General features: G+C 59.0%; 14 protein-coding genes. 7 read left to right on the plus strand and 7 right to left on the minus strand.

The genetic code is table 11. The features are described 5' to 3' along the window. Nucleotides 1-390 precede the first annotated feature (390 nt). On the minus strand, nucleotides 391-1533 hold the full coding sequence (locus tag EDE09_RS22730) for a glycosyltransferase (protein ID WP_132413004.1): 1143 nt from the start codon (nucleotides 1531-1533) through the stop codon (nucleotides 391-393). Between the two features lie 429 nt (nucleotides 1534-1962). Here EDE09_RS22730 and EDE09_RS22735 point away from each other — a divergent pair, with 429 nt between their 5' ends. Further along, complete coding sequence (locus tag EDE09_RS22735; RefSeq protein WP_132413006.1) at nucleotides 1963-2619, plus strand: hypothetical protein; 657 nt, start codon at nucleotides 1963-1965, stop codon at nucleotides 2617-2619. A 51-nt stretch (nucleotides 2620-2670) separates the two neighbouring features. Here the strand turns inward: EDE09_RS22735 and EDE09_RS22740 are convergent, their stop codons facing one another. The 4 genes from EDE09_RS22740 to EDE09_RS22755 all read right to left on the minus strand — a co-directional run bounded on the left by EDE09_RS22740 (nucleotide 2671) and on the right by EDE09_RS22755 (nucleotide 6954). Continuing rightward, nucleotides 2671-3444 carry an amino acid ABC transporter ATP-binding protein gene (locus EDE09_RS22740; RefSeq protein ID WP_105372490.1) on the minus strand — a complete coding sequence of 258 codons (774 nt, stop codon included), beginning with the start codon at nucleotides 3442-3444 and terminating at the stop codon, nucleotides 2671-2673. A gap of 31 nt (nucleotides 3445-3475) precedes the next feature. After that, nucleotides 3476-4633 carry an amino acid ABC transporter permease gene (locus EDE09_RS22745; protein ID WP_112798334.1) on the minus strand — a complete coding sequence of 386 codons (1158 nt, stop codon included), beginning with the start codon at nucleotides 4631-4633 and terminating at the stop codon, nucleotides 3476-3478. A gap of 4 nt (nucleotides 4634-4637) precedes the next feature. Further along, nucleotides 4638-5831 (minus strand): amino acid ABC transporter permease, encoded by a 1194-nt coding sequence (locus EDE09_RS22750; protein WP_112798332.1) that lies wholly within the window; start codon nucleotides 5829-5831, stop codon nucleotides 4638-4640. A gap of 100 nt (nucleotides 5832-5931) precedes the next feature. Then, a complete protein-coding gene (locus EDE09_RS22755) occupies nucleotides 5932-6954 on the minus strand; it encodes an amino acid ABC transporter substrate-binding protein (RefSeq protein ID WP_105372493.1) in 1023 nt (340 codons plus the stop codon). A 363-nt stretch (nucleotides 6955-7317) separates the two neighbouring features. Here EDE09_RS22755 and EDE09_RS22760 point away from each other — a divergent pair, with 363 nt between their 5' ends. Beyond that, entirely contained in the window at nucleotides 7318-8505 is a 1188-nt protein-coding gene (locus tag EDE09_RS22760) for a cystathionine beta-lyase (RefSeq protein WP_112798377.1), read from the plus strand. On the opposite strand, the gene EDE09_RS22765 is transcribed toward EDE09_RS22760, so the two are convergent. Together EDE09_RS22765 and EDE09_RS22770 are read right to left on the minus strand one after the other, a co-directional pair. Next, the gene (locus EDE09_RS22765) at nucleotides 8506-9669 is read right to left on the minus strand and encodes an FAD-dependent monooxygenase (protein ID WP_112798330.1); all 1164 of its coding nucleotides are present in this window, start codon (nucleotides 9667-9669) and stop codon (nucleotides 8506-8508) included. A 16-nt stretch (nucleotides 9670-9685) separates the two neighbouring features. Then, nucleotides 9686-9931, minus strand: a complete 246-nt coding sequence (locus EDE09_RS22770) for a zinc-finger domain-containing protein (protein ID WP_105372495.1) — start codon at nucleotides 9929-9931, stop codon at nucleotides 9686-9688. Between the two features lie 168 nt (nucleotides 9932-10099). Between EDE09_RS22770 and EDE09_RS22775 the strand changes: the two genes are divergently transcribed. The 5 genes from EDE09_RS22775 to clpS all read left to right on the plus strand — a co-directional run bounded on the left by EDE09_RS22775 (nucleotide 10100) and on the right by clpS (nucleotide 13381). Further along, the gene (locus EDE09_RS22775; protein WP_112798375.1) at nucleotides 10100-10885 is read left to right on the plus strand and encodes an alpha/beta hydrolase; all 786 of its coding nucleotides are present in this window, start codon (nucleotides 10100-10102) and stop codon (nucleotides 10883-10885) included. 127 nt (nucleotides 10886-11012) lie between these two features. Next, a complete protein-coding gene (gene cysE, locus EDE09_RS22780) occupies nucleotides 11013-11837 on the plus strand; it encodes a serine O-acetyltransferase (protein ID WP_112798328.1) in 825 nt (274 codons plus the stop codon). A gap of 116 nt (nucleotides 11838-11953) precedes the next feature. Further along, nucleotides 11954-12157: a DUF3126 family protein gene (locus EDE09_RS22785; protein ID WP_105372612.1), complete on the plus strand. Its 204-nt coding sequence runs from the start codon at nucleotides 11954-11956 to the stop codon at nucleotides 12155-12157. Between the two features lie 262 nt (nucleotides 12158-12419). Next, on the plus strand, nucleotides 12420-12770 hold the full coding sequence (locus EDE09_RS22790) for a phasin family protein (protein WP_112798326.1): 351 nt from the start codon (nucleotides 12420-12422) through the stop codon (nucleotides 12768-12770). Nucleotides 12771-13027: 257 nt separating this feature from the next. After that, on the plus strand, nucleotides 13028-13381 hold the full coding sequence (gene clpS / locus EDE09_RS22795) for an ATP-dependent Clp protease adapter ClpS (RefSeq protein WP_105372613.1): 354 nt from the start codon (nucleotides 13028-13030) through the stop codon (nucleotides 13379-13381). Nucleotides 13382-13388 lie beyond the last annotated feature (7 nt).

Below are 13388 nucleotides of genomic sequence, written 5' to 3' on the forward strand. Positions count from 1 at the left end.
ATCCCGAAGAGAAGCGAGGACCTGCGGAAGATGTCATGTTCCGACGAGGCGGAGACGCTCGTAAGCGCTTGACCTCAACACGCCGAATAGAGAAGTCATGGGTGACAGAATGTACCTATGACATGGCTGACGACCTCTTGTCCGCCGGTTCTTCGGCCCTATCGTCTCTTCAATAACGGAGAGCGCTATGGTCCCTGAAGAGAGAATCAGACGCCACGAGGAAACGATCGCTCGCTTGCGGGAGGATAAGGAGTGGCTGCGGGACACCGGATTCTGGACCGAAGCTGGCTCAAACGAGGATCTCATTGGCGAGATCGAGCGCGCAATCAATCTCTACATAAGCCTGATTAGAGAACTCACTCGCCCGGTAGGATGAGCGTCATCCGCGGCTCATGCCACGGATGGCTCGTTCAATTCGCTGCTCTCCGTGCCGATTGTCATCGTATTGCCTCGCCATTCGAACGATCCGCCGATCCAGCTTCTGAGCCAGATTGCAGGCATCAGAAGGTCGCGTACGATCATGGCGAGGCACAGTCGAAATGACACGGGCCAGTTTTTGGCAAATGCCAAGCCCAGCTCCGGAAGATAGGTAATGAGGAGAATCGCTGCTGCCGGCGCGACCGGGCTGATGTCCGCGGTCAGGGCGGCCAGAACTCCCAGCGTGAGCGGCGGTACGCCGCCGAGCAATATCTCGGGAGCAAAATAGATCGGGAAGGTCACACGGCGAAGCCTTGCCCAGCGGCTCTGCCGCGCCCAGATTTCTCTAAGGTCGCGCCGGCCGAGCGGTTGCTCGAACGGCGAGGAAACGAGATGCACCTTGCGTCCCAGCCTGTTGACGAGCTTCGTGGCAGCTGCGTCCTCGGCGATTTCCGCGGCCAGCGCTTCGATTCCCCCTGCTGCATCGAGCATCGGCTTGTACCAGAGCATGCTTTTTCCCTGGGCAAAACCGAAGCCGAGAGCCTCGCCGGCATATTGCCAGCGCGCCTGATGACCATTGAGAAAGGCGCATTCGGTCTCGGCCCAAAATCCGGCTGGCCGGGAGCCGAGCGGCGTGGAGCAGACCAGGCCGGTATCATCCCTCCAGGCGGATATCAGATGCTCCACGTAGTCGGCGGGCATGAGCACATTGGAGTCGGCGAGAATGACCCAGTCGTTTTCGGCGGCCCGCCATCCCTTGACGCAGTTGTTCAGCTTCGGATTGGCGCTTATGCGGTCATCGCCCACCAGAATGCGGGAAGCAATCTCGGGATGGGCAGCCATTGCTTCTTCGATCCTGCCGACAACCGGATCCCTCTCGTCGGCAACACAGAAGATCAACTCGTGTTGGGGCCAGTCGAGCTCAAAGGCGCGCGCCAGGGTCAATGCCGTGAAGTTTTCGACGCCGCGGACGGGGATGACGATTGAAACAGCCGGCCGATCGGAGATGCCGGGAGCCGGTGTGCCGCGGGGCGACAACCTCCACATTGCTATGGCCAGGCTGATCAGGTTGACAAGCAGGAGGGCTGCTGCGGCGAAGGCGAAGTAATATTCCATGACTATGATCCCGATGGCCCCGAACGCTGTTTCTGGCCGCAGCTCCGGTAAGGCTTCGATTCAGCGTCCGATTATGAACACAGCATCGTCATGTGACAGGTGGATGACGGCGTAGGCGCCGGTTCGCCAGCTGTTTTGAACGTCCTTGCCGGATGTATCCGAATGTCGGGCTCAATGGAGGCGCTGGCCCGAAGAACAGCATCTTCAAAATCCCACTCTTGCCATAGTGCGGATTCTGAAAAGCCGCATTGTTTCGTATCATCGGATAGGTCGGCTCCGCCATGATTTGGTGAGCGGAGAGCAAATTGGCGCAGCGCCGGCCCAAGGGTCGCGGACGCGCTTCCAATACACTTCAAATCACTTTTGTCCGGGCGGCCTGATGGTTGCTCGCACGCTTCGCATCGTTTTTACGCTTTTAGCGGGGATCGCATGAATAGGATGTCCTATGCCGCAGCGGTATGCGTCTTTGTGGCTGTCTTTGTACCTGGTCCGGGTTTTGCGGACGACAACCCGCTGATCTGGAAGCCTTCCAAAACCTCCGATACGAGCTATTCGGTCAAGCTCGGCCTTAAACTGCCCACCCGGATCGAGACCGAGGCTGGCATATCCATGGGCGTCAATACCACAAGCAGCGGAGCACCGGTCGATACGCCCCTCAGATTCTGGAGCAATTTTACCGCCGAGAAAATCAAGACCCCGGCGGGCCAGTTTGGTCGCGACATCGGTGTCGATCTCGACGGCAATACAGGCAGCGCCGGGATCACCATGAACTATTACGACAAGGAAATTGCGACGCCCCAGATCGATATCGAGAGGCGCAGCAGCTACGGCGTTCATTATGACGGCGCTTCGGGCGAGTGGCGGGGCCTCGACGCCAGCCAGTCGGTGCGGCTTTCGCATGCCGCAAGCGGCACCGCGCTGATCGGCCGTGCTACCGGCCGCGATGGCTTCAGGACGGTGACTGCCGGGGTGGTCATGGAAAAGAAGCTCGGCACGCGGATGACGGTGAGCGGCTCGATCGACCGCTCATCGGACTCCGCAGAACCCGCGGCGAGTATCAAGGCTCGCTATTTCTTCAGGTGGTAAAATGAAAAGGGGCGTCTGGCGCCCCTTGGAAAACCGCAGTTTGCCCGTTGCTCAATGCAGGATCTGGCTGAGGAAGAGCTTGGTGCGCTCATGCTGCGGATTGTCGAAGAATTCCGCAGGCGAGTTCTGTTCGACGATCTGGCCCTGGTCCATGAAGATGACCCGATTGGCCACTTGGCGGGCAAAGCCCATTTCATGGGTGACGCAGAGCATGGTCATGCCTTCTTCGGCAAGGCTTACCATCGTATCCAGCACTTCCTTGACCATTTCAGGATCGAGCGCAGAGGTCGGTTCGTCGAACAGCATGATCTTCGGCTTCATGCACAACGAGCGGGCAATCGCCACGCGCTGCTGCTGACCGCCGGAAAGCTGGCCCGGATATTTGTTGGCCTGTTCCGGGATCTTCACGCGCTTCAGGTAATGCATCGCGATTTCTTCGGCCTGTTTCTTCGGCATCTTACGGACCCAGATGGGCGCAAGCGTGCAGTTTTCCAGGATGGTCAGATGCGGGAAGAGGTTGAAGTGCTGGAACACCATGCCGACTTCTCGGCGCACTTCGTCGATCTTCTTCAGGTCGTTAGTCAGCTCGATTCCATCGACGATAATCGTGCCGGCCTGATGCTCCTCAAGACGGTTGATGCAGCGGATCATCGTCGATTTGCCGGAGCCGGAGGGCCCGGCGATGACGATGCGCTCGCCCTTCATCACCTTCAGGTTGATATCGCGCAGCACGTGGAAGTCGCCATACCATTTGTTCATACCGACGATCTCTACGGCGACGTCGGTAGCGGAGACAGTCAGTTTCTTGGGTTGGGCGTCAGCCATTTTTTTCCCCTTTGTTATCGTTTTGCGGCGTTTAGCGCTTGTGGCTCGTGTCGAGGTGCCGTTCCATGAATGCGGAATAGCGCGACATGCCGAAGCAGAACAGCCAGAAGATGAAGCCTGCGAAGATGAGTCCGGTAATCGGCGTCACCGGCGTGATCCAGGTCGTGTCGGTGAAGTTGAGCCGCACGATACCGAGCAGATCGAACATGCCGATGATCGACACGAGCGAGGTATCCTTGAAGAGGCCGATGAAGGTGTTGACGATGCCCGGGATAACCAGCTTGATCGCCTGCGGCAGGATGACCAGCCGCATCGTCTGCCAATAGCTGAGGCCAAGGGACTCGGAACCTTCTGTCTGGCCTTTGGGAATTGCCTGGAGACCGCCGCGGATGACTTCGGCCATATAGGCCGACGCAAAGATCGCGACCCCCACCAAGGCACGGAGAAAGTTGTCGATCGTCCAGCCTGTCGGCAGGAAGAGCGGCAGCATCACGTTCGCCATGAAGAGAACGCTGATCAGCGGCACACCGCGGATGATTTCGATGAAGCCGACGCACAGCATCCGGATGACAGGCATTTTCGACCGGCGCCCGAGAGCAAGCAGGATGCCAACGGGCAGAGAGACGGCGATGCCGACGAAGGAGAGGATGAGCGTCACCATCAGGCCGCCCCAGAGAGGGGTCTCGACTTCCTCAAGACCGAAGACGCCGCCATGCAGCAGGAAGAAGGCGACAACCGGAAAAACGACGAAGAAGAGGAGGGCGGTAAGCCCCTTGCGCGGCAGTTTGGGAACCAGCAGAGGCACGAGCAGCACGACGAAGAGTGCGGCAACGAGCATTGGCCGCCAGCGCTCGTCCAAGGGATACCGGCCGAACATGAACTGCTGGAACCGGTCGCCCACAAATGCCCAGCAGGCGCCTTTCCAGCCCTCCGGCTGTATGCCGCCCTGCGCGACGGTGGTGCAGGCGCTGCGATCACTACCGGACCAAACGGCGTTGAAGAAGAGCCAGTCTAATATGCCGGGCAGTGCCCAGATCAACAGGACGACGGCCAAAAGCGTCAGCACGGTGTCCTTCGGAGTGGCGAGAAGATTGGTACGGACCCAGCCGCTGACCGTCCTGGTACTGATTGGGGCGGGCTGGGCCTTCAGCATGTCGCTGCGGACATAAGAGAGGTTTTGGGTATTCATGAGCTTATCTTTCCACCAGCGCCATCTTGGCATTGAACCAGTTCATGAAGATCGATGTCGCGATGCTGATCGCCAGATAGACCGTCAGCATGATGGAGATCGCCTCCACTGCCTGGCCCGTCTGGTTGAGCGTCGTACTGGTCGTGGAAAAGAGCTCGGGAAAGCCGATAGCAACGCCGAGCGATGAATTCTTCGTCAGGTTGAGATACTGGCTGGTGAGCGGGGGAATGATGATGCGCATGGCCTGCGGCACGACGACGAGCCGTGTCGTATGCGAAGGCTGGAGACCGAGCGCAAAGGCGGCCTCACTCTGTCCCTTGGCCACGCCCCGGATGCCGGCCCTGATCACTTCCGCGATGAACGATGCCGTATAAAGCGAAAGCGCCACATAGAGTGCGACGAATTCCGGCAGGATGCGCGCGCCCCCTGTCATGTTGAAGCGGCCGGCGATCGGGGAATCGAACGTGAGCGGAGCGCCCATGATCAGAAATGCAAGGATCGGCAATCCGATGATGAGGCCGATGCCAGTCCAGATCGTATGGAACTGCTTGCCGGTCGCCGCCTGACGCTGCCTGGCCCACCTGGCGACGACGATGGTCGCGACGACCCCGACCAGGAAAGCGACGGGGATCAGCCAGGCGCCTTCTCCCCAGATCGGATTCGGAAATGCGAGACCGCGATTGTTGAGAAAGATGTTGAAGGGCAGCGCAATCGAATCCCGCACCTGCGGCAGCGAATCCAGCACTCCCTTGTACCAGAAGAAGATGATCAGCAGCACCGGGATGTTGCGAAAGATCTCGACATAGAGCGTGCAGAGCTTTGCAATGAGCCAATTCCGCGACAGACGACCGAGACCGATGATGAAGCCGACGACGGTTGCCGTGAAGATGCCGAGAATGGCCACAAGCATCGTGTTCAGAAAGCCGACAACGATCGCGCGGCCATACGTGGAATCGCTCGTATAGGCGATGAGCGACTGGCCGATATCGAATCCGGCTCGACCTCTCAGGAAGCCGTAACCGGACGCCGTTCCGGAACGGGCAAGATTTTCGGTGGTGTTATCGAAGATCCACCAGCCGACCACCAGGACGATAAGGAGAGTGAGTACCTGGTAGAAAATACCGCGAAACTTCGGGTCATACGCATAAGACCTCAGCGTACGAGCCTCCGTAGACGCAATTACAGCGTGATCTGTCATGCTGGCCTTTTCCCCTGCGGCCTGTTTCAGGCCTTTTTTATATTTTTTGTTATTGAGGGTAAGGCAGCTTTTGCCGCCTTACCCGATTTCGCATGTGCGATTAGCGCACCGGCGGTGCGTATTGCAAGCCACCCTTCGACCACAGGGCGTTCAGGCCGCGCTGGATCTTGAGAGGTGTGTTTGCGCCGATGTTGCGTTCGAACACTTCGCCGTAGTTCCCGACGTTCTTGATGATATTGTAGGCCCATTCATTGGTGAGACCGAGGTCGGTACCGATCTTGGTGTCCTTTTCGACGCCCAGGAAGCGACGGATATCCGGGTTGGTCGAGTTTTTCATCTCTTCGAGGTTCTTCTGGGTGATGCCGAAGTCTTCGGCCTGCACCATTGCGTAACCTGCCCAGGTGACGATGTCGAACCACTGGTCATCGCCCTGACGGACGGCCGGGCCGAGCGGCTCCTTGGAGATGATTTCCGGCAGAATGATGTGGTCGTCCGGGTTGGAAAGCGACAGGCGCAGCGAGTAGAGGCCCGACTGGTCGGTCGTGTAGACGTCGCAACGGCCTGCCTGATAGGCCGCGTTCACTTCTTCGAGCTTTTCGAAGACAACCGGGTTGTACTGCAGATTGTTGGACTTGAAGTAGTCGGCAAGGTTGAGTTCCGTCGTGGTGCCGGACTGGACGCAGACAGCGGCGCCGGAGAGCTCAAGCGCCGACTTCACGTTCAGGCTCTTCGGGATCATGAAGCCCTGGCCGTCATAGTAGTTGACGTAGCGGAAGTTCAAGCCGAGGGAGGTGTCGCGGCTGATGGTCCAGGTGGTGTTACGGGCAAGAAGGTCGACTTCGCCGGACTGGAGCGCGGTGAAGCGGCTCTGCGCGGTGGTCGGCGTGTACTTGACCTTGCTGGCATCGCCGAAGACCGCAGCTGCGACAGCCTTGCAATAATCGACGTCGAAGCCAGTCCAGTTACCAGCCGAATCCGGAGCGGCAAAACCGGCAAGACCGGTGTTGACGCCGCACTGGACGAAACCCTTGGCCTTCACGTTGTCCAATGTGGCAGCCGATGCAGCAGAGGCAAACCCCAGGACCGCTGCGCCAATAGCGGCTGACAGAAGCGTCTTTTTCATTTTCCCAACCTTTTTATCTGTGGCTTTGTGATTTGGTTACACCGCGCCGCTCCCCGATTCCTTCGAATACGGCGGGTCGTCCGCCAACCTCCCGGTGCGGACTTTCCTATCTCATTCGCAAAACAACGCAGGGTCAAGTGTCGCAGTTTCGAATTGCGACCGAAATAAGGTAAATTCGTTAACTCGGCCCGCTAAACGATCAGATACCCAAAGTTTGAGCAGCCTTTGATCAAAACGCAAGCGCCGCTCCCCAACGCCAGAATCTTGACCCGGCGGTTTGGGGGCCCGAAGGCGGGGTTGACCGGGCATTGTTCCGGCGGCAAAACTCTGCGCCTCTATCGCCAACCGAAAGCATTCCCGGATATGAAGAAGAAAGAAACCCTGCTCAACGGCGCTGGCGCCAACACGCGCCTCGCCCATCTGGGCCATGATCCCTTGGGATACCATGGCTTCGTCAATCCGCCCGTTGTGCACGCCTCGACGGTCCTGTTCCCGAACTCCGCGACCATGGAGAAGCGCTCTCAAAAATATACTTACGGGACCCGCGGGACACCGACGACCGATGCCCTCTGCGAGGCTCTTGACGAACTGGAGGGGTCGGCAGGCACCATTCTCGTCCCGTCGGGTCTGGCCGCAATCTCGGTGCCGTTCCTGGCTTATCTTTCTGCCGGTGACCATGCTCTGATCGTCGATTCGGTCTACACGCCATGCCGCAATTTCTGCAACATGATGCTGACGCGGCTGGGCGTGGAGATCGAATATTACGACCCGGAAATCGGCGCCGGCATCGAGGCGTTGATCAAGCCCAACACGAGACTGGTCCACACAGAGGCACCTGGTTCAAATACCTTCGAGATGCAGGATATCCGGGCAATCGCGGATGCTGCGCACAAGCATCATTGCGTTGTCACCATGGACAATACCTGGGCGACCCCGCTCTTTTTTCGCCCCCTGGATTTCGGGGTCGACGTATCCATCCACGCGACGACCAAATACCCGTCCGGACATTCGGACATCATCATGGGCTCGGTTTCCGCGAATGCCAAACACTGGCCGAAGCTTGAAGAGGCACGCATAACCCTCGGCATCTGCGGGGCGCCGGATGATTCCTACATGATCCTGCGCGGTCTGCGCACCATGGGCATCCGCCTCGAACATCATCAGAAAAGCGCTCTCGACATCGCAAGATGGCTGGAGACTCGCGATGATGTCTTCCGTGTCCTGCATCCGGCTTTGCCGAGTTTCCCGGGACATGACATATGGAAGCGTGACTTCAAGGGCGCGAGCGGCGTCTTTTCCTTCGTTCTGAAGGCGGAAACCGATAAGGCCAAGGCGAAGGCGCATGCCTTCCTGGATGCGCTTTCCTTCTTCGGTCTCGGTTATTCCTGGGGTGGTTACGAAAGCCTCGCCGTCGCGGTCAATCTCTCCGATCGCACCATCCGAACGGCGCCGCCGGAAGGCCCGGTGATCCGCCTGCAGATCGGGCTTGAAGACGTTGCGGATCTGAAAAAAGACCTGGAGGCCGGTTTCGCAGCCGCCGCAGCCGTCTGATCATTCGGCCGTGAAGCCGTAAAGCCAGTCAAGATCCGCCGCGAGCGATTGCGGCGGACGCAGGGACAGGACAATGTCCCGTCCGAGCCGGATAGGGCCGCGGGCATGATAGGCGAAGCGGTTGAACAGGCCGCGGGCGCGAACCTTCGCAGCCCGTTCCCTCCGCACGCCCTCAAACGCCGCCAGTGCCTCGCTGAGGGTAAGGGTGCCCGCGACGCGATTTGCGAGCACGAATGCATCCTCGATCGCCATGGCCGCGCCTTGTGCCGCAAACGGCATCATCGCATGTGCCGCATCGCCGATCAGCACCTTGTCCCTTCCGTTGTGCCAGCGTCCAGCGCTGACCTCGTAGAGCGGCCAGAATGTGGGACTTGGAGCCCGGTTCAGCAGGCCGGCGATACGTCGGTTCCAACGGGAAAATTGCGACGTCAGCATGTGCCTCTGGGCCTCGCTTGCCTCCGCGTCCCATGTTTCGCCAGGTGTCACGCCCGAGGCAATCGCGACGATGTTGAAGCCGTCCATCTCCTTCAGCGGATAGGCGACGAGATGCGTGGAAGGCCCGAGAAAGGCGGTAACCTGATTGGGGGTCAGCCACGTGGGTACGTCGCTGCGGGCAATGGTGAAACGCCAAGCGATGTTGCCCGAAAAATCCGGCTCCGGAGCGCCGGGAATAGCAGCGCGAAGATTGGACCAGACCCCGTCCGCGCCGACGATCAACGGGTAGTCTCGGTCCGTCATCGCCGCCAATGCCCGATGGACGTCATCCCGGACCGGCGCATCGAGATGGAGCGTGCAGAGCGGGTTTCGTTCGACCGCCGCAAGCAGGGCTTTCTGCAGCGTTGCCCGATGGAGAACGCCGTAGGGCGCCCTCCAACGTTCGCGGGCAAAACGGCCGACGGGGACATGTGCCAGGGGCCTCAGCGAGGTCCCCGATACCAGCGCGATCCGCTCCGGTTCGGCCCAGATTGCTTCAAGCGAGGCAAGCACGCCAAGTCTGGCGAGAACCCGGGACGCATTCGGCGAAATCTGCAGCCCCGCGCCGACTTCCACCAGCTCGGACGCTTCTTCGAAAATGTCACTGGCTATGCCGTGGCGGGCGAAGGACAGCGCAGCGGTCAGCCCGGCCACGCCGGCGCCGATGATTGCTACCCTTTCGATTGGCATCCCCGGGGCCGGCGCCTCAGGCGGCCTTGACGTGGAAGACGCAACCGGGCGGATCCGTCTGTTCGGGCTTCAGCGACGGGTTATAGCGATAGAGTGTCGAGCAATAGGAGCAGACTTTCTCGTTGTCGTCGCCCATGTCGATGAAGATATGCGGATGATCGAACGGCACGGATGCGCCGGTGCACATGAATTCCTTTACGCCGATCTGGACCAAGCGATGTCCGCCGTCGTTCTGGAAATGGGGAATGCTGTGCCCGGCCATGATAGTCTCCATGCGTAACAGAAGGCGCGTCTGATTTGCGGCGGACAATATCGTTCCCGATCCCAAATGTGTAGTGGGAAAACCGCCGCAGGCTTTCTGATTTCACCTGATGCATGGCTTCAAAGCGCGGAGCGGATCGCCTATGTTCCGCCAAAAAAGGATGCCTCGATGAACCTCAATGCTCCAGCCTTTTCCTCTTTCCACCACAACGGGCTGAAGCTCGCCTATTTCGACGAGGGTGATCCTTCGGGCGATCCGGTCCTGCTCATTCATGGGTTTGCCTCCAGCGCGCTGGTCAATTGGGTCCATCCGGGCTGGCTGAAGACGCTGGGGGATGCAGGCTATCGAGTGATTGCCATAGATAACCGTGGCCACGGTTCGAGCGACAAGCCGATGGATCCGGAAGCCTATCGCCCCTGGGTGATGGCGGACGACGCAATCGCGCTGCTCGACCACCTGCGCATTCCCGAAGCCCATCTGTTTGGTTATTCCATGGGCGCGCGGATCTCGGTCTTCGCAGCGCTTGCCCATCCGCATCGGGTCCGCTCGCTGGTGCTCGGTGGTCTCGGTATCGGCATGACGGACGGGGTAGGGGATTGGGACCCGATCGCCGACGCCCTTCTTGCCCCTTCGCTCGATGACGTCAGCCATGCACGCGGCCGCACGTTCCGCACTTTCGCGGATCAGACCAGAAGCAACAGGGAAGCTCTTGCCGCCTGCATCCGCGGCTCACGCGACCTCGTCTCGCGCGCCGACATGGGCAAGATCGACGCGCCGACATTGATCGGAGTGGGCACTACCGACGATATTGCAGGGTCGCCTCAGGAACTGGCGGCCCTGATGCCGCATGCCGTGGCTCTCGACATTCCTGGCCGCGATCATATGCTCGCCGTCGGCGATAGGGTCTTCAAGAAAGCGGTCCTCGATTTTTATGGAGAGCTTTCAGAGAAATGATCTCCGCCTGGGGAAAGGCCGCAGGTTTCCTCATACTAACGATCAACGGAATGCGATTTTGAGGCCGTTGGTCTTCCGGTAAAGTTATTCTATATAATGAGCCCGACGATAGAACGAGGAGACGGCCATGGCCGCGAGAACTGAAGCTCGCCAGAAGGAGCAGGTCGCGACGGTGGATCCCATCTGGGATACGCTGCGGGAAGAGGCGCGCACGGCAGCCGAACAGGATCCGCTGCTCGCTGCCTTTCTCTATTCCACGGTGCTGAACCATCGTTCTCTCGAAGAATGCGTGGTGCACCGCATTTGCGAACGCCTGGATCACCCGGATCTGCAGGCTGTGCTTCTGCGTCAGACTTTTATGGAAATGCTTGAAGACTGGCCGGAATGGGGCGCAATCTTGCGTGTCGACATTCAGGCCGTCTATGACCGCGACCCCGCTTGCCTGCGGTTCCTCGAGCCGGTGCTTTATTTCAAGGGCTTCCATGCGATCCAGACGCATCGGTTGGCGCACTGGCTCTTTGATCGCGGTCGGCGGGATTTCGCGCTTTATCTGCAGAGCAGGTCGTCGAGCATCTTCCAGACGGATATCAATCCGGCCGCCCGCATCGGCAAGGGCATATTCCTGGACCATGCGACGGGCCTCGTGGTGGGCGAGACTGCCGTGATCGGTGATAACGTGTCGATCCTCCATGGCGTCACGCTTGGCGGCACCGGCAAGGAAGGTGCAGACCGTCACCCGAAGATCGGCAATGGCGTGCTGATCGGAGCAGGGGCAAAGATCCTCGGCAATATCGAGGTGGGCTCCTGCTCGCGTGTCGCTGCGGGTTCGGTGGTCTTGAAGGCCGTTCCGCCGAAGTCCACCGTTGCCGGCGTTCCGGCCAAGGTGGTCGGGGAAGCGGGGTGTTCCGAACCGGCCCGCCTGATGGATCAGCTCCTGGGCGCCGACATCTGAAGAGTTCCAGCGTCTTGCTCGACAGCAGAAAGAGCGGCCACACGTTCTGGCCGCTTTACTTTCGCCTTTGTCCCATGTCAAAAGCGCCGCAACTTGAATCGCTGACGGAGAGAATGGTGAAACCGGACGAAATCAAGAAGCTCGACGCCTATTTTAAGCGCGTGATCAATCCGCAGGCGGTCGTCAAGGCGCGTCCGCGCAAGAATGATTCGGCCGAGGTCTATCTGGGCGAGGAATTCCTGGGCGTCGTGTATGTAGACGATGAGGACGGCGACCGTTCTTACAACTTCTCGATGGCGATTCTCGACGTCGATCTCTGATCGCCTGCCTTTAAGGGAGGCTTTCTGGTCTGCTTCTTGATTCAGGGCTATTGCAACCGCGGAGGGAAACACCTGCCGCCGCACCGAGAGCCCTTTTTCTGCACATGAGCTATTTCTGCTAAATCATCGCATCGAATCAGTTTTCGCTCCGACCTAGACCAAGGTATGGCTGTCGGTTATTTTGCATTGCACAAATCAGCCTTGACTTTTGCCGGGTAGGCCGGTTGTATGAGCTTCTCCGAATAGAACAAGGGATCAGACTATGTTCAACTTCGATGAAGCCAGCAAGAAGAGCAAGGAAGCGATGGACGGTGTGCTGAAAAGCTATACCGAGGTCGCCAGGGGGTTCCAGGCGATCGCGACCGAGGCGAACGACTATTCCCGCAAGTCATTCCAGGACATGACTTCTTTCATGGAGGCGTTCAGGTCGGTGCGCAGCATCGAGGCGGCCTACGAACTCCAGACAAAGTACATCAAGTCGACCTACGATGGCTTCATCGTCGAGGCGACCAAGATGAGCGACATGTATGCGGACCTCGCGAAATTGGCCTATAAGCCCTACGAGGCTCCGGTTGCCAAATCGACCGCCGTCGCCACCGCAAACGCGGCCTGACGACGGGCAAGGCCCTTTTAACGACGCCTTTATGATCGAAGGCCGGCGGCGTTTCGCGTTGCCGGCCTTTTTTGATTCCGACCGCGAGCGGAAAACCCCGTTTTTCCGCATCTTCACGGCCTCTCTAGCGGAATAGTGATTGCGTGGGCGCAAAGGGGGCTTAAAATCGTTACTCAGTGAACTACGTTAGGAAGACTGAAGTTCGGCTGATCGGCCCTTCACTGAACCGCCGCCGGATTCCTGGGGAATGAATGAAGATGATCGCACTGCCGATCTTTATGCAACGAGAAAAAGGTGGAGACGGAGATAACGCGGGCCGCGGGACCTCGGTCATCACACGCACGAAACCTAAAACCAAACGGCCCAACCTTTATCGTGTCCTCCTGCTGAATGACGACTACACTCCCATGGAATTCGTCATTCACATTCTGGAGCGTTTCTTTCAGAAGGATCGGGAAGCCGCGACGCGCATCATGCTCCATGTCCACAATCACGGGGTGGGCGAATGCGGAATATTTACATACGAAGTAGCGGAAACCAAAGTGTCCCAGGTTATGGACTTCGCCCGGCAACACCAGCATCCGCTGCAATGTGTCATGGAAAAGAAGTGAGGAACCC

The organism is Neorhizobium sp. S3-V5DH (assembly GCF_004343065.1).
Taxonomy (GTDB): Bacteria; Pseudomonadota; Alphaproteobacteria; order Rhizobiales; family Rhizobiaceae; genus Neorhizobium; species Neorhizobium huautlense.